The 22,387-nt window shown below is 75.9% G+C and carries 15 protein-coding genes; 9 read left to right on the top strand and 6 right to left on the bottom strand.

Features of this window, described 5'->3' with window-relative positions:
* The first annotated feature begins 280 nt into the window (after positions 1-280).
* From KBZ10_RS10755 to KBZ10_RS10735, 5 genes are all read left to right on the top strand, one after another.
* Complete coding sequence (locus KBZ10_RS10755) at positions 281-2,026, top strand: ABC transporter ATP-binding protein (protein WP_210987306.1); 1,746 nt, start codon at positions 281-283, stop codon at positions 2,024-2,026.
* A 68-nt stretch (positions 2,027-2,094) separates the two neighbouring features.
* Entirely contained in the window at positions 2,095-2,922 is an 828-nt protein-coding gene (locus KBZ10_RS10750) for an ECF transporter S component (RefSeq protein ID WP_210987305.1), read from the top strand.
* 304 nt (positions 2,923-3,226) lie between these two features.
* Entirely contained in the window at positions 3,227-3,862 is a 636-nt protein-coding gene (locus KBZ10_RS10745) for a DUF6230 family protein (RefSeq protein WP_210987304.1), read from the top strand.
* 1 nt (position 3,863) lies between these two features.
* A complete protein-coding gene (locus KBZ10_RS10740; protein ID WP_307847332.1) occupies positions 3,864-4,373 on the top strand; it encodes a DUF6114 domain-containing protein in 510 nt (169 codons plus the stop codon).
* A gap of 87 nt (positions 4,374-4,460) precedes the next feature.
* Positions 4,461-5,162, top strand: a complete 702-nt coding sequence (locus KBZ10_RS10735) for a hypothetical protein (protein WP_210987303.1) — start codon at positions 4,461-4,463, stop codon at positions 5,160-5,162.
* 420 nt (positions 5,163-5,582) lie between these two features.
* Here the strand turns inward: KBZ10_RS10735 and KBZ10_RS10730 are convergent, their stop codons facing one another.
* The 5 genes from KBZ10_RS10730 to KBZ10_RS10710 all read right to left on the bottom strand — a co-directional run bounded on the left by KBZ10_RS10730 (position 5,583) and on the right by KBZ10_RS10710 (position 14,616).
* Positions 5,583-7,736 carry a bifunctional glycosyltransferase 87/phosphatase PAP2 family protein gene (locus tag KBZ10_RS10730; protein ID WP_210987302.1) on the bottom strand — a complete coding sequence of 718 codons (2,154 nt, stop codon included), beginning with the start codon at positions 7,734-7,736 and terminating at the stop codon, positions 5,583-5,585.
* 260 nt (positions 7,737-7,996) lie between these two features.
* The gene (locus KBZ10_RS10725; RefSeq protein ID WP_210987301.1) at positions 7,997-10,150 is read right to left on the bottom strand and encodes an Ig-like domain repeat protein; all 2,154 of its coding nucleotides are present in this window, start codon (positions 10,148-10,150) and stop codon (positions 7,997-7,999) included.
* A 119-nt stretch (positions 10,151-10,269) separates the two neighbouring features.
* Positions 10,270-12,441: an Ig-like domain repeat protein gene (locus KBZ10_RS10720; RefSeq protein ID WP_210987300.1), complete on the bottom strand. Its 2,172-nt coding sequence runs from the start codon at positions 12,439-12,441 to the stop codon at positions 10,270-10,272.
* 457 nt (positions 12,442-12,898) lie between these two features.
* On the bottom strand, positions 12,899-13,924 hold the full coding sequence (locus KBZ10_RS10715; RefSeq protein WP_210987299.1) for a hypothetical protein: 1,026 nt from the start codon (positions 13,922-13,924) through the stop codon (positions 12,899-12,901).
* Positions 13,924-14,616 (bottom strand): preprotein translocase subunit SecG, encoded by a 693-nt coding sequence (locus KBZ10_RS10710; protein WP_210987298.1) that lies wholly within the window; start codon positions 14,614-14,616, stop codon positions 13,924-13,926. Before KBZ10_RS10710 ends, KBZ10_RS10715 begins: the two co-directional genes overlap by 1 nt.
* Positions 14,617-14,760: 144 nt before the next feature.
* Here KBZ10_RS10710 and KBZ10_RS10705 point away from each other — a divergent pair, with 144 nt between their 5' ends.
* Complete coding sequence (locus tag KBZ10_RS10705) at positions 14,761-15,267, top strand: GNAT family N-acetyltransferase (RefSeq protein WP_210987297.1); 507 nt, start codon at positions 14,761-14,763, stop codon at positions 15,265-15,267.
* Between the two features lie 8 nt (positions 15,268-15,275).
* Here KBZ10_RS10705 and KBZ10_RS10700 read toward each other — a convergent pair whose 3' ends face one another.
* Positions 15,276-17,615, bottom strand: a complete 2,340-nt coding sequence (locus KBZ10_RS10700) for an MFS transporter (protein ID WP_210987296.1) — start codon at positions 17,613-17,615, stop codon at positions 15,276-15,278.
* Positions 17,616-17,811: 196 nt separating this feature from the next.
* On the opposite strand from KBZ10_RS10700, the gene KBZ10_RS30280 reads away from it, so the two are divergent.
* The 3 genes from KBZ10_RS30280 (at position 17,812) to KBZ10_RS10685 (ending at position 22,298) form a co-directional block, all read left to right on the top strand.
* A complete protein-coding gene (locus tag KBZ10_RS30280) occupies positions 17,812-19,077 on the top strand; it encodes a peptidoglycan-binding protein (protein WP_210987295.1) in 1,266 nt (421 codons plus the stop codon).
* Between the two features lie 534 nt (positions 19,078-19,611).
* On the top strand, positions 19,612-20,817 hold the full coding sequence (locus tag KBZ10_RS30275; protein ID WP_210987294.1) for a peptidoglycan-binding protein: 1,206 nt from the start codon (positions 19,612-19,614) through the stop codon (positions 20,815-20,817).
* 815 nt (positions 20,818-21,632) lie between these two features.
* On the top strand, positions 21,633-22,298 hold the full coding sequence (locus tag KBZ10_RS10685) for an HAD-IA family hydrolase (RefSeq protein WP_210987293.1): 666 nt from the start codon (positions 21,633-21,635) through the stop codon (positions 22,296-22,298).
* Positions 22,299-22,387: the final 89 nt, after the last annotated feature.

Genomic DNA, 22,387 nt, shown 5'->3' with positions numbered 1-22,387 from the left:
GCCCGGGCCGGGAGGGGCCGGCCGACGGCCCGGCGGAGCGGCCGGGCCGGCCGCACCGCACGGCCGGATGCCCCGCCCCGGGCACCGCCGCCGGCCCCTCGGCGGGCGACCCGCCCGCTCCCGGCCGCCGTACCGGCCACCTCGGGCCCGAGCGGCGGAGCGGCACCGGCGGGCCGGACCGTCCGGCCTCCCCCGCGGCCACCGGGCCGGACCACTCCGGCCCGCCCCGTCACGCGGAGCGCCGCCGTACCGCGTCCACCACCCCACCGGAGGAGAACCCGTGATCCGGTTCGACGATGTGTCGGTCCGCTACGAAGGCGCCGCCGGGCCCGCGCTCGCCGGCGTGGACCTGACCGTCCCCGAGGGTGAGCTGTGCCTGCTCGTCGGCCCCTCCGGAGTCGGCAAGTCGACCCTGCTGGGTACGGTCAGCGGTCTCGTCCCGCACTTCACCGGCGGCACCCTGCGCGGCCGGGTCACCGTCGCGGGGCGCGACACCCGCACCCACAGGCCGCGCGAGCTGGCGGATGTCGTCGGCACCGTCGGCCAGGACCCGCTCGCGCACTTCGTCACCGACACCGTCGAGGACGAACTGGCGTACGGCATGGAGTCCTTGGGCCTCGCCCCGGCCGTGATGCGCCGCCGCGTCGAGGAGACCCTCGATCTGCTCGGCCTCGCCGCGCTCCGCGACCGCCCCATCGCCACCCTCTCCGGCGGCCAGCGGCAGCGGGTCGCGATCGGCTCCGTGCTGACCCCGCACCCCCGCGTGCTGGTGCTGGACGAGCCGACCTCCGCGCTCGACCCGGCCGCCGCCGAGGAAGTGCTGGCGGTCCTCCAGCGGCTGGTGCACGACCTGGGGACGACGGTGCTGATGGCCGAACACCGGCTGGAGCGGGTCGTGCACTACGCGGACCAGATCATCCTGCTGCCCGCGCCCGGCGCTCCCCCGGTGACGGGCGGACCGGCCGAGATCATGGCCGTGTCACCGGTCACGCCGCCGGTCGTCTCCCTGGGCCGGCTCGCCGGATGGTCGCCGCTGCCGCTGTCGGTGCGGGACGCGCGCCGGATGGCCGGCCCGCTGCGGGAACGGCTCGCGGGGCTCGCCCCGGAGCCGCACCCGGCCCCGATCCCGGACGCGGGCCCGCTGCCCGCCCCGCGCCCGGCCGCCGCCGGCGGTACGGCCCCGGACACCGCACCGGCCGTCATCACGGACGCCGGACCCGCCGGACCCACCGGACCCACCGCCGAGCTGTCCCGGCTGTCGGTGCGGCGCGGCCGTACCGAGGTGCTGCGCCGGATCGGGCTGACCGTACGGCCGGGCGAGACGGTGGCCCTCATGGGCCGCAACGGCGCGGGCAAGTCGACGCTGCTGAACACCCTCGCCGGGCTGCACCGCCCGGCGGGCGGCTCGGCCGTCGTGGGCGGCGCCGTCCCGCACCGCACGCCCCCGCGCGAACTGATCCGCCGGGTGGGGCTGGTACCGCAGGAGCCGCGCGACCTCCTCTACGCCGACACGGTCGCGGCGGAGTGCGCGGCGGCGGACGGGGACGCGGACGCCGCGCCGGGCAGTTGCCGGGCCCTGGTCACCGCCCTGCTGCCGGACGTCTCGGACACCACCCACCCGCGCGACCTCTCCGAGGGCCAGCGGCTCGCGCTCGCGCTGGCCGTCGTGCTGACGGCGCGCCCGCCGCTGCTGCTGCTCGACGAGCCGACCCGCGGGCTCGACTACGCCGCCAAGTCCCGGCTGGTGGAGATCCTGCGCGGGCTGGCGGCGGACGGGCACGCCGTCCTGCTGGCCACCCACGATGTGGAGCTCGTCGCCGAACTGGCGCACCGGGTGGTGATCCTGGCGGACGGCGAGCTGGTCGCGGACGGCCCGACCGCCGAGGTCGTCACCGCCTCCCCGGCCTTCTCCCCGCAGGTGTCCAAGATCCTGGCCCCGCAGCCGTGGCTGACCGTCTCGCAGGTGCGGAACGCCCTGCCGGCGGCGGCCCCGCCGGCCGCCTCCCGGACGGAGGCGGGCCGGTGAGTCCGGAACGGCGGGTGCCTCCCGGGCGGCCGGCGCCCGCGGACGAACCGGCACCCACCGGACGCCCGGTGAACGCCGCGCGGCCGGGGCCCCGCCGGGTGCGGGCGGTCCGCCTGGGCCCGCGCTCGGTCGCGGCGCTCGTCCTCGTCGGCGCGGTCGGCGTGATGGCCTTCGGCTGGCCGCTGCTCGCCGACTCCGCCTCCGGGCTGGCCCACTCGGGCGACGCGCCCTGGCTGTTCGCCGCGCTGCTGCCACTGCTGGTGGCCGTCGTGGTGGCGACGGTCGCCGACACGGGGCTGGACGCCAAGGCCATCGCGATGCTGGGCGTGCTCGCGGCGGCCGGGGCGGCGCTGCGGCCGCTGGGCGCCGGCACGGCCGGGCTGGAGCCGATGTTCTTCCTGATGGTGCTGAGCGGCCGGGTACTCGGCCCGGGCTTCGGTTTCGTCCTCGGCGCGGTGACGATGTTCGCCTCGGCCCTGCTCACCGGCGGGGTGGGGCCCTGGATGCCGTTCCAGATGCTGTCGATGGGCTGGGTGGCGATGGGCGCCGGCCTGCTGCCGGGGGCGGAGCGGCTGCGCGGCCGGGCGGAGCGGTGGATGCTGGCCGCGTACGGCGGGGCGACGGCCGTCCTCTACGGCACGGTGATGAACCTCCAGGGGTGGCCGTACATCGGCGGTCTGGCGACGGGCATCTCCTTCGTCCCGGGCGACCCGGTGCACGAGAACCTCGTCCGCTTCGCCGCGTACTGCCTGGCGACCTCCCTCGGCTGGGACCTGCCCCGGGCCGCGCTGACCGTGGTGCTGACCCTCACCCTCGGCTCCACCGTCCTGGCGGCGCTCCGCCGCGCCACCCGCCGTGCCGCCTTCGAGGTCCCGGTGGCCTTCGAACGGCCCTGACCGGCAGCGGCGGGCCGCCGGTGGCCCGGCTGCGCGGTGGCCCGGTGTGTACTCCCCGCCCGGTGGCTCCCGGCCGTCCCGGCGGCTCCGGGGGCTCCGGGAATCCCCTTCCGCAGCGGTCTTGCCAAGGTTACTGACGAGTCATACCCTCGGTAACCCACGGCTTGGCATGCACTCAACACTGCACCACTGCGCCCCTTCGTACCGCGCACAGAGCCGCACCACCTCCCCCCACGCACCGCTGACGCGCAGTCCGAGGCGCTGACCCCGTTCTCCACCGCTCACCAGCACAAGGGGACAGACCATGGAAGACATTCGGAACACGGACGACGCGGACGGAACCATCTCCGGCCGGGTCGGACTGCGGAGATTCGCGTTACTCGCGGTCCCGGGATTCGCGGCGACCGCGGCGCTCGCCGTCGCGCTGGCCAACGGGGCGCTCGCCGCCTCATTCGCCGTATCCGGCCAGGAGTTCAAGGTCTCCGCCGACGAACTCACCGGCGACGGCTTCGTCCAGTACGGCAGCTTCGACACCAACGTCCGGGACGACCTGCTGCCCGTGGCCGTGACCGGCCTGCGGAAGGCGGAGATGACCAACCTCTGCCAGTCCGTCGTCACCAGCCTGCCGGTCGTCGGCGACATCTCGCTCAAGCTCTCGGCGGGCACCGGGAAGAAGAAGGTCGAGGCCACCGACCTGCTCCTGGACGCCACCGAACTCGCGGGCGACGCCTCCTTCAACAACATCGAGATCGGCCGGGACGCCTCCACCCTCGACAAGGGACCGGACGGCGCCAGGGGCATGCAGGACCTCTTCTCCCAGCAGGCCGACGACATCCGGATGACGAAGCTGCGGCAGACGGCCTGGGCCACCACCGCCGGGACCTTCAAGCTCGCCGGACTGCACATGAAGATCCACAAGGGCCGGACGGAGTGCTTCTGACGTGCCCGGCAGCGCCCCGTCCGGCCCCGTCCGCCGCACCGCCGGTCCGGAGCACGGGGACCGGGCCGCCACCCGGCCCGGTGCCCGGGCCCGGTGGCGGCGATGGCGGCGGAGCCGGCCCTTCTGGGGTGGTCTCGTCACCGTCCTCGCCGGTCTGGAGATCAGTGTCATCCCGCTCGCCCCCCTCGAGATGATGCTGCACCAGGGCATCGCGGGCCTGCCCTCCGTCCTGCTCGCCCTCATCATGATCGTGATGGGACTGAGCGCCTGGTTCGCCCCCCACTACCGCGGCCTCGCGGGCGTTGTGACCGTCCTGCTCGCCGCCGCCGCACTGGTGATGTCCAACCTCGGCGGCTTCTTCGCCGGCACCGTGCTGGGCATCGTCGGCGGCTCCATGATCTTCGCCTGGCGGCCCGTGCCGCGGCAGGCGAAGGGGGACGCGGCCGGAGACCGGCCCCCACCCCCGGCGCCGGGAAGCGGGCCCGCACCGGCGGCCGGCCCCGGGAGCTGAACCCGTCCCCGGCACGTCCCCCGCACCCCCGTACGACCCCCTCTCACCCCGAGTTCCACCCCGACCCTCACAAGGAGAACCCCCACCATGACGCGAGCCTTAGCCCTGCGTGCCCTCGTCGCCTGCGGCACCGGAGCCGCCACCGCCGCCGCCCTGGCCCTCACCGGCGCCGCCTCCGCCACAGCGGCCCCGGCGGACACCACCGCGGCCGGGCCGACCACCGTCTCCCCGGCCGGACACCGGTTCGCCGCCACCCTCAACGGATCGGCGACCTTCACGGCCGGCGCGGTGACCGTCACCTGCACCGTCTCCAGCTCCGCACCCGACGCGGACGGCACGTCCAACGCCAACCAGGTCCCCGACGCCCCCGGCAACACCAACGCCGCGGGCCCGGTGGAGAGCGTCATCAACGCCCCGACCTACAGCTCCTGCCGCTCCAGCCTCCCCGGTGTGTCCGTCTCCATCACCACCACCGGCGTCTGGGGTGTCTCGATGCAGCACGGAGACCCCAGCAGCGCGACCCTGACCATCCCCCAGGGCGGCTTCGTGCTGAAGACCAGCGGCCTCGCCTCCTGCACGGTGACCGCCGCCCCCGACGGTGCCGCGCCCGTGACCGGCACCTGGGCCAACGGCGCTCCCTCGCAGCTCACCTTCACCGACGCGCAGGTCCCGGTGTCGGCCACCGGCGGCTTCGGCTGCCCGACCAGCGCCGAGACGTCGGACTTCAACGCCACCTATGACATCACGGACGTGACCGACCCCGCCTCGCAGATCACCGTCACCGGCTGACCCGCACCAGCCCCCGCGGCCCGGGCCGGTCCCCTCCGCCGGGCTGCGGGCCGGCGCCCGTACGGACCGGTCGCGCGCCCGGTCCGTACGGGCCCTCCGCTCGGCGGCCGGTGCCGGGCCGCCGCGGCCGGGCCACCGGGACGCGGCAACGGCCTCCGGCTCGGGCGCGGGCTCGGGCTCGGGCGCGGGCTCGGGCTCGGGCTCGGGCGCGGGCTCGGGCTCGGGCGCGGGCTCGGGCTCGGACTCGGACTCGGACTCGGGCTCGGGCTCGGGCTCGGGCTCGGGCTCGGGCTGATGGTCACGCAGGTGCCCGGCCATGGCCCGTGCTCCCCTCTTCGCGGAATGCGGCGCGGGGCGACGGCGACCGCCCGCCGCCCCGCCGGAGGGTCCGGCGCTCCGGCGCTCCGGGCACGGTCCCGCTCAGCTCTCCCCGGACGCGGCGGCCTTCTCCCCGCCCGCCGTTCTCCCCGCGAGTTCCGGAGCGGCATCCCGGCCGGGATCCGCACCCGCCGTCCGCTCCTCCGCCGGCCGCTCCCCCGCTCCGCCGGCCCGTGGCACCGCATCGTCCGCGGCACGCTTCCGCGGCGCACCGCCCGGCGCCTCCGCACCCCCCGGTGCCTCCGCCGGACGCCCGATCAGCAGCTGCCGCAGCCCGAAGCCCGCCGCGACCACCGCGACCCCGCCCGCCGCGTCCAGCAGATAGTGGTTGGCGGTGCCGACGATCACCACCGTCGTGAGCACCGGGTACAGCACGCCCAGCACCCTCGGCCAGAGCGCGGGCGTCAGCCGCCACACCACCACGGCACACCACAGCGACCAGCCCACGTGCAGCGACGGCATGGCCGCGTACTGGTTGGAGATCCCCGTCAGCGCGCCGAAGTCGGGGTGGTCCAGGTCCTGCGGACCGTGAGCCGTGTCGACGAAGCCGAGCCCCGGCATCAGCCGCGGCGGTGCCAGCGGGTAGGCCCAGAAGCCGATCAGGGCCAGCAGGGTGGCCAGCGCGAGCGAGGTGCGCCCCCAGCGGTAGAGCACCGGGCGGCGCAGATACATGAAGCCCAGCAGCGACAGCGGCACCAGGAAGTGGAAGGTCGTGTAGGAGAAGTTCATGGCGTTCTCCAGCCAGCCGGTCCGCGCCACCAGCAGGTTGAACGACAGCTCGGCGTCGATGCCGAGGGCCTTCTCGACGCCGAGGATCTGCCGGCCGTGGTGCTCCGCGAGCCACCGCCCGTCGGGCGCCTGCCCGCGGACCCAGGAGTACGCCCAGTAGCCGACCCGGATGAGCAGCAGTTCCAGCAGCAGATTGGGCCGGGCCAGCGGCTGGGGCCAGGACCGCAGCAGCGGCAGCCGCCCGGTCGCGACGGCCGCCGGGGAAAGCTGCGGCGCCGGGCGCGGCCGCCGCCACTCGGGCTCCGCCCGGCTCAGGAACGGCACCGCGCAGGCGGCGGCCAGGGCTGCCAGCAGCGGGGCGTTCTCCCCGATGAGCCCTATCCACTCGATCTTCGGTACCAGGGCGTCCCGGTGCAGCGTCATCACCAGGACGACCACGGCGGGCCAGACGAGCCGGTCGGCGCGGCGCCGCCCGACCCGCCCGACGGCGGCGAGCAGGATCCACAGCTGCTGGTGCTGCCACGCGGTGGGCGAGACGGCCACCGCGACGCAGCCGGCCAGCGCCACGGCGAGCAGCCACTGGCCGTCGGCCGCGTACCGCGCGGCCCGGCGCAGCCCCAGCACGGCGACGGCCGCGGCGAGGGCGAGGAAGAGCACGACTTCCAGCGGGCCCTGCGCGCCGAGCCGGAGCAGCAGTCCGTGCAGGGACTGGTTGGCCGGGCTGTCGGCGGGTCCGCCGAGGCCGGCGCCCGCGGCGTGGCGCAGCCAGTACGTCCAGGAGTCGTCCGGTGACGCGGCCCAGGCCAGGGCCGAGCAGGCGGCGAAGGTTCCCGCGGCCGTCGCCGCGGCCTGCCGCCGGCCGGTCGCCCACAGCAGTGCGGCGAACAGCAGCACGGTCGGCTGGAGCGCCGCCGCGATGCCGATGAGCACGCCGGACGCGCGGGCGGAGCAGCGCGGCAGGAAGGCGGTGAGGACGAGCAGGACGGGGAGGACGCTGGTCTGGCCCAGGGTGAAGGTGTTGCGCACCGGTACCGAGACGACCAGCAGGACCAGCGCGACGGGTGCGCCGAACAGCGCGGCGTGCCGGGAGCGCGGTCCCGGCAGCAGACGCGAGGTCACCAGTCCGGTGGCGACGACCAGCAGCAGGGTGCCGAAGGTCCAGCCGATCCCGAGGGCCTGTTCGGCCGCCCGGGTCAAGGGTTTCAGGACGAGTCCCGCGAACGGGGTCCCGGTGAAGGCGCCGGCCCCGTCGCCGTACAGCGGCTGCCCGGCCCGCAGGACGCCGTTCTCCCCGATCCAGGCCGCCAGGTCGGCCAGCCGGCGCTGCGGGGGCAGGTGCAGCACGGCCGCCGTCTGACGGGCCGCCAGCAGGGCGACCACCAGCCAGAGCGCGCCGGCGGCCAGGATCGTCCGTGATGCCGCCGGTTCCGCGACCGCCCCCGGTCCGTTTCTCTCCGGATTCGCCACCGTCCGCCCGCCCCCGCCTTCTCCGCCCGTGGGTGTCCGTGTCCTCCTGCGCCCGGCAAGACGCGGGACACCGGGCGGCCACCTGACCGTCGCCGCCCATTGCCCGCAGATTAGTCCGGGTCCTCCGTGGAGGCGGGCGACGTGTCCGGGTGTTTCCGGCCGTACCGGGCCGGCCGCGGGGGCGATGACCGGATCACGCCACCCGGGCGGAAACGGGACACAGGGTGGGGGGAGCGTGCGGCCGGCTGTCCGGCAGGGCGTCAGAGGAGCGGCACGGGCCGGAAGACGAGCGGTGCCAGGGCGATGGTCGGGCGGAGGGACGGCGTCCCGGTGAAGACGGCCTGGTAGGTGCTCGCGGTGACCATGGTGGCCGGGACGGGGATGTCGGTGAGGACGGCTGTTCCATTGGCGTCGGTGACGGCGCTGCCGAAAACGGTGAAGACCGGCAGCGGCGCGGCGGTGAAGGTGATCGTCCGGCCGGGCAGGGGTGCGCCGGTGACCGCGTTGGTGAGGGTGGCGCGCAGGACGGGAATGACGAAGGTGCCGTCCCGGCGGAGCCGGATGGTGGCCGGGTCCGCGACGAGGCGGGTGGCGGTGATGACCGGCTGGGTGACGTTGACGGTGACCGTGCCGGTGGAGCCGGTGAAGCAGCCGTCGCCGCTGTAGGTGGCGGTCACCGTGTTGGCGCCGACGGGCAGTGCGCTGGTGGTCACGGTCGCCACCCCGGCGGCGTTCACCGGAACGGTCTGGCTGAAACCACCCGGGCCGGTGAAGGTGACGGTGCCGCTGATCACCGCCGACCCGGACGTCGCCGGAGCGACGGTCGCGGTCAACTGGACCGGCTGCCCCTGGGTGCTGGAGGCCGGAACGGCCACCACCGTCGTGGTCGTGGTGACCTGCTGGACCGTCACCGGCGTCAGCGGGGAGTTCGACGCGGTCGTGCTCGTGTCGGCCGGCGTGTAGAACGCCGCGGCCTGCCGCCCGCCCGCATCCAGGCCGGAGAAGACGGCACTGGCCTGCCCGGAGGCGTCGAGGGCCACCGTCTGCACCGGACCGTCGTCGCTGAGGATGAACGTCACCGAACCGGTCGTCACCGGAGCACCGGTGCCCGTGACCACCGTCGCCCGCAGCGTGACGTCCTCACCGCACCCCGCCGGATCCGGAATCACCTCCAGCGTCGTCGTGGTCGTGGCCGGAAGCAGCGTGTACGTGAAGGTGCCGCTGCTGGTGCCGGCGCCCTCCGGACCGGTGACGACCACCGGGCCGCTGCCCGAACCGGGGGCGGTCACGGCGGTGATGCCGGTGTCGCTGTTCACGGTGAAGGAGGCGGCCGGCACCCCCGCGATGGTCACCCCGGTCGCCCCGGTGAAGCCGCTGCCCGTGATCAGGACCGTCTCACCGCCCGCCTCGGAGCCCGTGCTCGGGGTGAAATCCGCGACCACGGGCGGGATGAGCACGGTGACGGTGTCGGACTCCGCGTTGGTCGCGTAGAGCTTGTTCCCGGGCGCCACCGCGAGGAGGTACGGAGGGTCGGCGGTCGCGATCTGCCCCACGCTCTGGTCCGTGGCCGAGTCGATGAGCAGGATCGAGGGGACGGGTCCGGGGACGGCCACACGGACCGTGCCGTCGGCGCCGGCCGCCACACCCCAGGCAACGCCGTCGACGGGGATCACCGCCAGGACCTGGTCCGTGGCCGAGTCGATCACCGTCACCGTCCCCGTTTCGTCGCTGCCGGTGACGTACACCTTGCCGTTGGGAGCGGCGGCCACCCAGAACGGTCCGGAGCCGACCGGTACGGGCTGGCCCACGGGTTCGCCGGTGGCGGCGTCGATGACGGAGACCGTGCCGTCCCCGGAGTTGGTGACATAGGCCTTGCCGTTCGGTGCGACCGCCACCGCAATGGGGTTCTCGCCCACCGGGATCTCGTCGGCCACCTGGTCCGTGACCGTGTCGATCACCGCCACGGCGTTCCCGGCCGAGAGGACGGTATAGACCTTGTCCCCGGCGGCCGCCGCCCCGGCCGGGAAGTCGCCGGCCGCGACGGTGGTGAGCACCTGGTCCGTGGCCGTGTCGATCACCGACACCGTGCCGGCGGAGGAGTTCGTCACATAGGCCTTGCCGTTCGGTGCGACCGCGACGTCGTACGGCCACTCCCCGACGGGGATGGCCGGGACCACGACGGTGTCGGTCGCCGTGTCGATCACCGACACCGTGTTGGCGGCGTTGTTGGCCACGTAGAGCTTGCCGTTGCCGACGTCCAGCCCGAACGGGTTGGTGCCGACCGTGATGGTGAGGGCGGTGAGGATGCCGGGCGCGGCGGCCGCCTGCGGATGGCGGGCGGCGGCCGGGGCCGGGAGCCGGCCGGCGGGCCGGGGCACCCGGCCGCCCGGCCGCCGCAGTTGCTGCGGGTTCATACGCGTCTCCGTTGCACGCAGAGGGGGCGGGACGCCGCGCTCCGGAGCGGGCACGGCGTGGAAGGGGGCCGTACCGGGGTTGCTGGTCTCCACCCGGAACGGCCCCCGGCTCGCGCTGCTCAGGGAAGGAGTGGCAGCGGCTGGAAGTCCAGCGGTGCCTTGTCCGTGGACGGGCTGTAGACGGCGGTCCCGGCGAAGTTGGCCCGGTAGTAGTCCGCGGTGACCAGCGTGGACTGGACGGGCACGTTGCTGACGGTGGCGACACCCGAGGCGTTGGTGACGGCGGTGCCCAGGGTGACCTGCCCGGTGGTGGGCTCGGCGGTGAAGGTGACGGTCTGGCCGGGCAGGGGTGCCCCGGTGACCGCATTGGTGAGGGTGGCGCGCAGCGTCGGGATGACGAAGGTGCCGTTGGTCCGCATCCGGATGGCGGCCGGTACGGCGACGAGCCTGGTGGCGGTGGTGGTGGGCGCGGTGACGTTGACGGTGACGGTGCCGGTGGAGCCGGTGAAGCAGCCGTCGCCGCTGTAGGTGGCGGTCACCGTGTTGGCGCCGACGGGCAGTGCGCTGGTGGTCACGGTCGCCACCCCGGCGGCGTTCACCGGAACGGTCTGGCTGAAACCACCCGGGCCGGTGAAGGTGACGGTGCCGCTGATCACCGCCGACCCGGACGTCGCCGGAGCGACGGTCGCGGTCAACTGGACCGGCTGCCCCTGGGTGCTGGAGGCCGGAACGGCCACCACCGTCGTGGTCGTGGTGACCTGCTGGACCGTCACCGGCGTCAGCGGGGAGTTCGACGCGGTCGTGCTCGTGTCGGCCGGCGTGTAGAACGCCGCGGCCTGCCGCCCGCCCGCATCCAGGCCGGAGAAGACGGCACTGGCCTGCCCGGAGGCGTCGAGGGCCACCGTCTGCACCGGACCGTCGTCGCTGAGGATGAACGTCACCGAACCGGTCGTCACCGGAGCACCGGTGCCCGTGACCACCGTCGCCCGCAGCGTGACGTCCTCACCGCACCCCGCCGGATCCGGAATCACCTCCAGCGTCGTCGTGGTCGAGGTGGCGACGAAGATGTACGTGAACGTGCCGACGCTGGTGCCGGTGCCCTCCGGCGTGGTGACGATCACCGGGCCGCTGCCCGTCCCGGGGGCGGTCACGGCGGTGATGCTCGTGTCGCTGTTCACCGTGAAGGAGGCGGCCGGCACCCCCGCGATGGTCACCCCGGTCGCCCCGGTGAAGTCGCTGCCCGTGATGGTGATCGCCGTCCCGCCCGTGGTGGGCCCGGACACCGGGCTGATGCCCGAGACCACGGGCACGGAGAGGACCGTGACCTGGTTCGCCGTGTAGTCGGTCACGTAGATGTCCCCGTTGGGCGCGACCGCGATGCCGTAGGGCGTGGTGCCGGCCGGGACGGTGTACAGGATGGTGTTGGTGGCCGTGTCGATCACCACCACCACGCCTCCGGCGTTGTCGGTCACATAGGCCCGGCCGTCGGCCGCGATCGCGACCGCGACCGGCTGGGTGCCGGCCGGGAGCGGGATGGTGCCCACGACCGCCAGCGAGGTGGCATCGATGACCGACACCGTGGCGGAGCCGGAGTTCACCACATAGGCGAAGCCGCCGGCCGCGGCCACCGAGGAGGGCCCGGAACCGGCCGGGAGCGGGACGGTGCCGGCCACCGTGTCCGTGGCGCTGTCGATCACCGTGACGTTGTCGGAGCCGGTGTTGGCCACGAGGACCCGGCCGTTGGTGGAGGCCACCGCGGACGGCAGGGTGCCGGCCGGAAGGGGGGACACGGGCAGGATCGCGTCCGTCGACGTGTCGATGACCGTGACGTTGTTCCCCAGGAAGTTGCTCACATACACCTTGTTGTTGGACACCGCCACGCCGATCGGCGCGGAGCCGGCCGGGAGCGCGATCGTGTTCGTGACCGTGTCGGTGGCCGTGGAGATCACCGAGATCGTGCTGGTGTTGAAGTTGGCCACATAGACCTTGCCGCTGATCGCGGCGGCCGCCATCGGCGCGCTGCCGGGAGGCAGCGTGATGGTGGTCAGCACCGCTCCGGTGGCCGTGTCGATCACCGTGATGTCGTCCGAGCCGGTGTTGACCACGTAGGCCTTGCCGCTCGCTGTGATCTCCACGGCGGAGGGTGACGTGCCGACCGGAATCGTGGACGTCGCCAGGACGCGGGCCTGCGCGGCCGCCGCCGGGGCCCCGGGTGTCAGGGGTGGCCGCCCGCCCGCCTGCCGGGGCAGACGCCCCGCTCGCTGCTGGGACTGGTGCGTGTGCGCATCCATGTGGATCTCTCCCGTGTGGGTACGGAGGGTGGGCAGCCGGCCCGGAGTGGAGTGCGGTGCGGCGTCGGTGCCCGCGGACCCCCTGGGTCCCGCACCTCCGGAACTTCCGGGGGCCCCACCGTGAAGCGGTCGGCGGACCGGCCCGAGCCGGGGACGTGTCCGCCCGCTGTGGACCCTGTGGTGATCCCCTGCCGCGGATCGGCATAACCGGGGCAATGTCCTCAATTCTTGCTATTCAGCAGCAAACTGCTTATAGTACGCGCTCTTTCGCACCACCGCGGGGGCTCCCGCGCACCACCGGCGCGCACCCCTCCGCCGCGCCGGAACGTCCCTCGCCGCGCGCCCGCCACCCGGGATGACGCGGGCGCACAGCGAAGAGGCCCCGGAAGCCGTGGCTTCCGGGGCCTCACCGGGCCGTACCGCGCTGCTCCCCAACGGACGGTCCGAAGGCGGCGGTTCAGACGCGCAGCAGGCGCTCCATCAGATCGCGGTAGTCGCGCAGGGCCGTGCGCAGCTCCTCGGTGCCGGCGTGGGCCGCCCCGTCCCCGCCCGTTCCGCCGCCGTCACCCTGACCGCCGGTCCGCTCCCACGCGGCGCGCAGCGTGCGGCGCTGCTCGTCGAGTGCCTCGGCCAGGCTCTCCGCGGCCTCCTCGAACAGGGCGTCGGCTTCGCGGACCGCATCCCGGGGGCTGTCGACGAAGCCCGTCACCGTGTGCTGGAGCCGCTCCGAGAGCCGGTCGCACGCGTGCTGCGGCAGCAGGGGAGCGGCCGCGGACCGGAGAGCGGTGCCCGCCCGGCGCGACGCCGTCCCGGCGTCGTACGCCGCGTCCTCGCCGTGTGCCGGACGGCCGTCCGCCGAAAGGCCGTCCGCCGAAAGCCCGTTGCGCGCCGCGGGATCGCTGTGCGCCGCACCGTCGTGGTGAGCCGGGCGGCCGTGCTGCGCGAAGTCCCCGGGGCTGTCCCCGGGACCGGTGTACGGGCGGGCCGGAAGGCCGGTGGCCGGGTCGATCCGAGCGCTGCCGCCGCCCGGGTCCGGCGGGTTGTACGGGGCCGGTGCCGAGGTGGCGGGGGCCGCCGTGGTCGCCGTGCCGGCCGGGTCGGGCGGGGTGGCGGGGGCCGCCGGGCCACCCGGGCCGCCCGGGCCGCCCGGGCCGCCCGGGCCGCCCGGGCCCGCGGGGGCCGAACGCGGCGTGGGGTCCTCGGGGCCCGCAGTGGCTGCGGGGGTTCCGGGAGTTCCGGGGGTTCCGGGGGTTCCGGGGGTTCCGGGGGTTCCGGGGGTTCCGGGGGTTCCGGGGGCGGACCCGGCGGCGGGGAAGTCCTGGCCGGTAGTGGCCCCGCCGTCGTCCGCTGCCGCCGGCCGGCCCGTCCGGGTCTCCCCGGGGCGGCTCTCCGCTGCCGGGTCCGGGCGGGATTCCGGTCCCCTCCGGTGGCCGTCGTCCTGACCGTGCTCGTTCTCGTGCCGGTTCCTGCCGAACTGCACCATCACGCACCGCCCTTCGTCGTTCCGGTGTGGTGCCGGGCGGCCCAGGGGCCGTGCAGGCGCTCGGCGAGCCGCTGCCTGGCGGCACCGGCGGCCGGGGTGCGCGTGCCGTGCCGCTCGGCACCGCGGTCACCGGCCCGGTGCCGCACGTTGTCCTGCGGGTGCGCGGTGACGAGTTCCTCGAAGAGCGCGCGGGCGTGGACCACGGCCTCGCGCAGTTCCTCGGTCTCCGCCCGGCCGTCGCGGGCCCTGGCGGCGACGGCGTGCACGTGCCGGTAGCCGTCGACGTGGTGGCTGTGGTGCACCGACAGGGCCGCGACCTGCTCGTCGTGCGCTCCGGCCGGGAAACCGCGTTCGCGGACGAGTTCGCCCAGCAGCCGGTCCGCGGCGTCGACGGCCTGCGCGGGCGAGTCCACGAACTGCTCCTGCACACCGGCCCAGCGGGCCACGTACTGCTCCCGCGCCTCCGCGCTCAGCGGGCGCGTCCGCAGATCGCCGTGGCGCCGCAGCCGCTCGGACAGTTCCCGTTCCGCGGCCTTCCGGTCGCCGTCGTGCTGGGCCACGGTGCGGTCGTACTCGGGACCGAAACGGCGCTTCAGACCGCCGCCGCCACTCTGCATGACACGCGGGGCGAGCACGAGCGCGACGATGACGAGAGCCGCCACGGCCAGGATGATGATCACGCCTGTGGACATGTCGTGCCTTTCGCTGAGCTCCCCTCGTGCGAGGCTTTCATCACCGCGTGTTGCCCCGGCCACGGACCGCAAACGCCGCCAAACCGGCCGCGGCGCACGGAAATTGAGCTGCCCCGGGCCCGGCGGCCGTCACAGAATGCGCACATGACCCGAACCGGCGCCCACCCCACCGCCACCTGGACCGCCTCCCCCGAACCCGTCGGATCGCCCGTCGCCCGGCGGCTGTTGCGGGCCTACTACGCCGAGGTCGCCGGCCGGTACCACGGGCGCGCCATGACGGAGGCCGAGATCGACGACGGGCTGGCCGTGCACCACAGCGACGACCTCACCGCGCCCACGGGCGTCTTCCTCGTCGCCCGCCTCGGCGGCGAGCCGGCCGGCTGCGGCGGGCTGCGCCTCCTGCGGCCGGGCACGGCCGAGCTCACCCGGCTCTACGTCCGCCCGGAGGTGCGGGGCAGGGGCGGCGGCGGTGCCCTGCTCGCGGCGGTGGAGACGGCGGCCCGGGAGCTGGGGGCGGAGCGCATCGTGCTCGACACCCGCCACGATCTCGTCGAGGCGCGGGCACTGTACGCCAAGCACGGCTACGCGGAAGTGCCCGCCCACAACGCGGACCCGTACGCCGACCACTGGTTCGCCAAGCACCTCGGCTGACACCGCCGTCAGCCCGGGTGTCCCCGTGCCCCGGCGCCCGCGCGGCGCCGGGCGCCGGGCCCCGGCCGGCCGCCGTGCCCGTTCCGTCCGTTCCCGTGCCCGTTCCGTCCGTTCCGGCGGCCGTTCCCCGGCCCGTTCCGGCGGCCGCCGCCGTGCGGCACCCCACCGCCGCGGTACGGCCACTCCCCGTCCGAGCCGCACAGCTCGCCGCTCAGTTCCCGGACCAGCTCCACCAGGTCCCGCGGCCGGTCCGGCCCCCACCAGTCGCCGAGCAGCGCCGCCAGATGCTCCTCGCGGGCCGCGGCGAGCCGGTCGGCGACCGTCCGCCCCCGCGCGGTCAGCCGCAGCGGGGGCCCGTCCCGTACCGCCAGGCCGCGGCCCTCGATCTGCCGGACGGCCGAGGTCAGCACGCCCAGCGGAAGGGTGCCGTGCCCGGCGAGGACCGCCGGGTCGGCCCCGCAGTCGCGGCGGAGGCGGAGCAGCAGCCAGCTCGCGGCGGGGTCGAGGCTGTAGCCGGCCCGGGCGGTGATGTCCTCGTAGAGGTCGTGGCGTCCCTCGCGGACGCCGAGAGCGGTCAGTGCGCGGGCCACCTCCTCGCGGGAGGAGCGCTCGACGGGATTGCTCGCATAGGTCTCGCTCATGTCGGGGGTGGTGACGGAGCCGCGCAGCGGTTCCTCCTTGAGCAGGACCGCCAGGACGAGCGCCCCCAGGGTGACCGGCGCCGCGTAGAGGAACACATCGGTGATCGACGCGGAGTAGGCGTCCAGGACCTCGGGACGCAGCCGCTCCGGGAGCCGGTCGATGGTGCGCGGATCGGAGGCCAGGTCGGCGGGCCCGGCTCCGGGGGGCAGCCGCTCGCCGGCGAGCGCGGCGCTGAGCTTGTCACCCAGCCGGCCGGTGAAGACGGTGCCGAAGACGGCGACCCCGAAGGAGGCGCCGATGGAGCGGAAGAAGGTGATCCCGGAGGTGGCGGCGCCCAGGTCCTCGTAGGCGACGGCGTTCTGCACGGCGAGCACCACGATCTGCAGGACGAGGCCGAGGCCGAGGCCGAAGACGGTGAAGACGGCGCTGATCTCCCAGCCGGGGCTGAACCGGTCGAGCCGGTGCAGGAGCAGCAGCCCGAGGGTGGTGACCGCGCAGCCCGCGACGGGGAAGACCTTCCAGTGCCCGGTGCGGCTGGCGAGCTGCCCGGAGACGGTGGAGGCGATCAGCAGCCCGGCCACCATCCAGAGCATGCGGACCCCGGACAGTGTCGGGCTCAGCCCCCGGACGACCTGCAGGAAGGTCGGGAGGTAGATCATCGTCCCGAACATGGCGAAGCCGACGACGAAACCGATGACCGATCCCAGGGTGAAGGTGCGGATCCGGAACAGCTGCAGCGGCAGCACCGGTTCGACGGCCCGCCGTTCCACGGCCGTGAAGGCGGCCAGGAGGACGGCGCCGGCCAGGGCCAGCCCGGCGATCCGCCACGAGGCCCAGGGCCAGACGGTCCCGCCGAGGGAGGAGAGCAGGACCAGCACGGCCGCGACACCGGCGATCAGGAGGATGCCGGGATAGTCGATGGTGTGCCGGACGGGACGCGCCGGGATGTGCAGCACGGCGGCGATGACGAACAGCGCGACCAGCCCGATCGGGAGGTTGACGTAGAACACCCAGCGCCAGCTGAGCTGTTCCGTGAAGAGGCCGCCGAGCAGCGGCCCCAGCACACTGGCCGCACCGAAGACCGCCCCGAACAGGCCCTGGTAGCGGCCGCGTTCGCGGGGCGGGACGATATCGCCGCTGATCGCCATCGACAGCACCATCAGCCCGCCGCCGCCCAGTCCCTGGAGCGCGCGGAAGACGATCAGCTGCGGCATGTCCCGGGCGGCCCCGCAGAGCGCGGAGCCCAGCAGGAAGATGCCGATGGCGAGCAGGAACAGTTTCTTCCGGCCGTACTGGTCGCCGAGTTTGCCCCAGAGCGGGGTGGCGGCCGTGGCCGCGAGCAGATAGGCGGTGACGACCCACGAGAGGTGGTCGAGACCGCCGAGTTCGCTGACGATCACGGGCAGGGCCGTGGCGACGATCGTCTGGTCGAGGGCGGCGAGCAGCATGCCGAACAGCAGCGCCCCGATCGCCAGGCGCACGGTGCGCCGGGGCAGGTCCTCTCCCGGGCGCGGCGCGCGTGCGGGGGTAGGGGGCGGCCCCGGGGCGGCGGGACCGGCCGTCCGGACGGCCCCGGGGGTGCCCGGCCCGGTTCCGCCGGAGGGGCCGGGCACCGGCGTCCCGGGGGCACGCGGTTCCCGGGACCCGCCGGGGCCGGCGGGCGGCCCCGGACCCTCCGCGGGCGGCGGGGTCGCGTCCTCGGCCATGGACGCCTCCTCGGTTCGGGCCGCGGCCGCCGCCGTTGCCCGCGCGGTCCGGCGGCCGCTGTACGCGGCTACCCGTCCCATCCTGGCGGTTTTGCCGCGTTATGGCCCGCCGGGCGGGCCCGTCGGCGGAGCCCAGCCTGTGCTCGTCGCACAACTGTCTGCATAATCGCTCCCACTGCGAGGGAGGGGACCCACCGTGACGGCATACGTCTGCCCGGACTGCGGGGCGGGACGGCAGAAGAACGGCAGACCCGGCTGCGCGTGCGCGGCCCGGGAGACCGCTGCCGCCGAGGACTTCGACCCGCTGCGCATCCGGCCGTACGTGGAACTGCGCGAACCGGCCGCCGCGCCCATGCCGGAGCGGCCCCCGGCCGCGGAGCCCGGCGGTCCGCCGGACGCGGACGGCTCCGCCCCGCGGTGGGCCGGCGGCCCCTCCCCGGGCGTCTCCGCCGCCCCGCACCCCGCGGCGGCCCCGGAACCGGCTCCCGCCCCGGACTCCGGTCCCGTCCGCTCCCCGGACCGGACCGCCGGCGGCCCTCCCGGCCCCGACCACTCCGCTGCGGCGTCCACCCCGCCTTCCGCTTCCGGCCCTGCCACCCCGGAGTCCGGACCCGCGCCCGCGCCCGCCGCGGCCTCCGAGTCCGGCGGCGGCACCGGCGCACCGTCCGGGGAGGACGGCGTCCCGGACGCCACCCGCCCCCTCTCCCCCGTCACCTCCGCCGTCGCCGCGGCGGACGGCCCGGACTCCCGCCCCCGCGCCGAGGACCTGGGGCTCTTCCACGAGGACACCTCCGCGGCCGGCATCCCGGAGGGCTCCGGCCGCCCGGGGCCGGACCGGCGCGGGCGCCGCCGCCGTACGGCCGTGATCGCCGGCGCGGCCGCGGTGGTGATCGCGGTCTCCGCCGGGGTCTTCGGCACCGGGCTGCTGGGGGGCGGCGAGGAGGACCGCGCGGCGCCGAACGAGAACAGCGCCGTGCCCACGGCCGTGCGCCCCACGGACGGCGTGGGCCCTTCGCCGAGCGGCGTCCCCTCCCCCTCCGCATCGGTGTCGGCCTCCGGTGGTTCCCCGTCGGCCTCCGCCGCGGCCCCGTCCCCGAGCGCGAGCCGTTCCGCATCGGCGGGGTCACCGGCACCGGACGGCGGCACCCCGGAGCCCACGCGGGCGTCGGGCTCCGTCTCCGACGCCCCCGGCGAGCCGGGCGACGGGTCCGGATCCGGCTCCGGGCAGGGGGACCCGCCGGTCCTGCGGAAGGGGATGTCGGGGCCCGAGGTCCTGGAGATGCAGCAGCGGCTCAACCAGGTGGGGCTGTTCACCTCGGTGGACGAGGACGGCACGTACGACGATCAGGACGAGCGGGCGATCGCCAACTACCAGCGCTGGAACGGCGTCGAGGGAGACCCGAGCGGCGTCTACGGCCCGGCGACCCGCCGCTCCCTGGAGGGCCGGACCGAGGAGCCCTAGGGTCCTGTCCGGCCATGCCCTCCGGACCGGGCCGCGGTGCCCGGGGCCGCGCGTCCCCGGCCGTGGGCCGCCCGGGTGGTGGACGTACGCGGGCCGGCCCGGCAACGCGCGAAAGAGCGGCCCCGGGAATCGCCGGAGCCCGGTGCCCGGACGCGCGGGTCCCGGGAACGGGCCCCCTGCCGTGGTGGCGGGGCGTGCGAGGGGCACCCGGCCCGCCCCGGCGCCGCCTTCGCCGGGCTCCGGGTCCCCGTCGTCCCGTCTCCGCGTGAGCCGGGGGCCGGGCCGGGCCGGGCCGGGCCGGACAGCAGGCCCCGGCCGCAGCCGTGGCCGTGGCCGCGGCCACGCGACACCGTCCGCAGGCGTGACCACGGCCCGGCGCCCGGTGGGAGACTCTCGGGCCGCCCCAGTCGTCCCCCCGTGCCGGTTTTGCCGGGTTGTGACTCCCCCCGGCCGGCGCGCTGTTGGGGACCTGTCCGTTCCGCCTCGCGTCGTTGTCTGCATAATCGCTCACACTGCGATGAGGGGATCCACCAGGTGACGGCACATCTCTGCCCGGTCTGCGGGCTGGAGCGGACCACGGACGGCGGCCTCCGCTGCGACTGCGCGGGACGGACGGCGCCCACGGCCGGGGACACGGCCCCGCTGCCCCGCATCCCGTTCGCCGGGGCCGACCGGGACGGCGAGGACGGCCGGAGCGGGCCGGAGGACGACGGCGCCGGGTTCCCCGCGGCCGGCCCTGCACACACGGGCGATCCGGGGTACGCGGACGCCGGCGCCCACGTGGCCACGGCCCCCGACGCGGACACGGCCCCGGACGCGGACACGGTCCCGGCCCCGGACGCGCACCCTTGGAGGGCGTCCCCCGGAGCGCATGGAGAGCACCCCCCTTCCGACGACGCCGCGCCCGGCGCGGCGCTCCCGGACACCTCGGAGACACCCGGCACCGGCGACGGCATCACACCACCCCGCCGGCCGGCCTCCCCAGCGGCTTCGCGGGTGACGATGCCGGAGGCCCCGGTCGCCGGCCCCCGCGAGGAGGACCTGGGCCTCTTCGGAACCCCCGGCCCCCCCGAACCCGTCGAACCCCCCGAACCCGCCGGGCACGGGGCCCGGGATCCGCACAGCACGGGACATCCACGGGCGGACCGGCGGGCGGAACGCCGGGAGCTCCGGGAGCGCCGCCGCCGCGGGGCGGCCGTGGCGGCGGCGGCAGTGGCCGTCACCGCCGTCTGCGCCGGCGTGCTGGCCGCCGGCCTGACGGACACGGAGGAGAGCGACCGCGCGCTGCCGGACGAGAACCCCCGGGCGCCCACCGCCGTTCTGCCCACCGGCGACGCCTGGCTGGGCAGCGGGCGGCCCTCGGCCTCGGCCTCGGCCACCGGACCCACGGCCGGGCCGAGCCGGTCACGGTCCGGGAGCCCGTCCGCCGGAAGGTCCTCGGCCTCCGGCTCCCCGGAAGCCGGCCGGACGGCGGAGCAGGGCGCCGAAACCCTGGACGAGGAGCGGCCGGAGACGGCGCCGGTCCTGAGCAGCGGGATGTCCGGGCCCGAGGTCCTGGAGATGCAGCGGCGGCTGAACCAGCTCGGCCGGTCGCTGAAGGTGGACGAGGACGGCCGGTACAGCGGGAACGAGGCGCGGGCGGTCAGCCGCTACCAGAACATGTACGGGGTCGAGGGCGACCCGCAGGGCGTCTACGGCCCCGCGACCCGCAGCTCGCTGGAGAGCCGCACCCAGCTGTAGCCGGCGGCGGCGCACCCGCCCGCCGGCCCGGGCGCCACCCCCGCACACCCGGCGCATCCAGGGCGTCCGGCACGCCTCTGCATGCCTTGCCGCTCGTGCTGTGACCGGGAAGCGCCGCCGGGAAGCCCGCGGCGTCCGGCGCGGTGCACCGCAAGGCGGGGGGCCGCCCCCGTACTGGACGTACGCGGGCGATGCGGCAACGCGGCACGGGGCCCGGCCGGAGGCCGGGACCGCGCCGTGCCGTGCCGGACGCCGCGAGCCGGTGACCCTTCGGTCCCAGCACGCGCACCGGCCGGACTCGGCCGGAGAACGGGGCAGGGTCCCGCCGCCCGCCGGCCACCCGGTGGTCCGGGCGCTGCCACGAGGTGCCACACCCGCACGCCGGACGCACGTCGCAACACCGCGCAGGCCCCGCGCCCCGCCCCCGGCCGTCCCCCGCCGTCCCCGGCCGGACCGCGCGCCGGGCGGGTCACTCCCCCCGCGCGCCACGGCCGGGGACGGACCATGCCCCCGCAGCCGATCCCATCCACTCGGCGGCCCCGCGCCCGGCGGAGGCGCCCGCGCACCCGCGCACCCGGAGCACTCCACGTCCCCGGCCGCGAGCACGGCCGCGAGCACCGCGACGGCCGGCGGCGTCCTCCGCCGGAATTCCCATCCCGTTCCCGGGAAGGCTGGCGTCCCCGCTCACTATTTTGTATGGTTGAGGAACAAAGTGGTTCCGCCCGCATTCCCTGACCGGCGGGCGGAGCCGCCTTGTTCCCCGCGTTCCCTCGTCACGCGCCCCGCGCCCCGCGCCCCGCGCCCAGGAGCAGCCCATGACGGCCACCCCCGCCGCGCCTCTCACCGCCCGCGCCGTACTCCTCGACATGGACGGCACTCTCGTCAACTCCGACGCGGTGGTCGAGCGGTGCTGGCGGCAGTGGGCGGCGGAGCAGGGACTCGACGGCGACCACGTCATGCGGCACGCGCACGGCCGGCAGGGCCACGCCACCATGGCGCTGCTCCTCCCCGACCGCCCCGAGGCCCTCAACCACGCGGACAACCGCCGGATGCTCGACCAGGAGACCTCCGACATGGACGGGGTCGTCCCGGTGCCCGGCGCCGCCGCCCTGATGGCGGCGCTTCTCGGACTGCCGCACGCCCTCGTCACGTCCGCCGACCGCGGCCTGGCCGACGCCCGGATGGCGGCCGCCGGGCTGCCGTCGCCGCCGGTGCTCGTCACCGCCGAGTGCGTGGGAGCGAGCAAGCCGGACCCGGAGGGCTTCCTCAAGGCCGCGGCCGAGCTGGGGTTCGACCCGGCGGACTGCGTGGCCTTCGAGGACTCCAAGGTGGGCATCGCGGCGGCGCGTGCGGCCGGAATGCGGGTGGTGGGCGTCGGTGCCCGCGCGGCCGCCTGCGAACCGACCGCCCACGTGCCGCACCTGGAGCCGGTACGGGTCGCCGCCGAGGGCACCGGGCTGGTCCTGACGTTCAGGGCCTGACCGGACGCCCGGGCCGGGAGGCGGCCCCGCGGCCCCGCGGCCCGCTCCCGGCCACCGGCCACCGGCGCCTCCCCGCCGGCCGGCCCGGC

It is taken from the genome of Streptomyces sp. F63 (assembly GCF_018070345.1).
GTDB lineage: Bacteria > Actinomycetota > Actinomycetes > Streptomycetales > Streptomycetaceae > Streptomyces.
This window is presented reverse-complemented; position numbering and strand designations above follow the sequence as displayed.

What these genes read in the sequence shown, in the direction of transcription:
- KBZ10_RS10715 (WP_210987299.1), bottom strand. Translation starts at nt 13,924, where the DNA reads ATGGTGCAGTTCGGCAGGAACCGGCACGAGAACGAGCACGGTCAGGAC.
- KBZ10_RS10735 (WP_210987303.1), top strand. Translation starts at nt 4,461, where the DNA reads ATGACGCGAGCCTTAGCCCTGCGTGCCCTCGTCGCCTGCGGCACCGGA.
- KBZ10_RS10705 (WP_210987297.1), top strand. Translation starts at nt 14,761, where the DNA reads ATGACCCGAACCGGCGCCCACCCCACCGCCACCTGGACCGCCTCCCCC.
- KBZ10_RS10710 (WP_210987298.1), bottom strand. Translation starts at nt 14,616, where the DNA reads ATGTCCACAGGCGTGATCATCATCCTGGCCGTGGCGGCTCTCGTCATC.
- KBZ10_RS10745 (WP_210987304.1), top strand. Translation starts at nt 3,227, where the DNA reads ATGGAAGACATTCGGAACACGGACGACGCGGACGGAACCATCTCCGGC.
- KBZ10_RS10720 (WP_210987300.1), bottom strand. Translation starts at nt 12,441, where the DNA reads ATGGATGCGCACACGCACCAGTCCCAGCAGCGAGCGGGGCGTCTGCCC.
- KBZ10_RS10685 (WP_210987293.1), top strand. Translation starts at nt 21,633, where the DNA reads ATGACGGCCACCCCCGCCGCGCCTCTCACCGCCCGCGCCGTACTCCTC.
- KBZ10_RS10725 (WP_210987301.1), bottom strand. Translation starts at nt 10,150, where the DNA reads ATGAACCCGCAGCAACTGCGGCGGCCGGGCGGCCGGGTGCCCCGGCCC.
- KBZ10_RS10700 (WP_210987296.1), bottom strand. Translation starts at nt 17,615, where the DNA reads ATGGCCGAGGACGCGACCCCGCCGCCCGCGGAGGGTCCGGGGCCGCCC.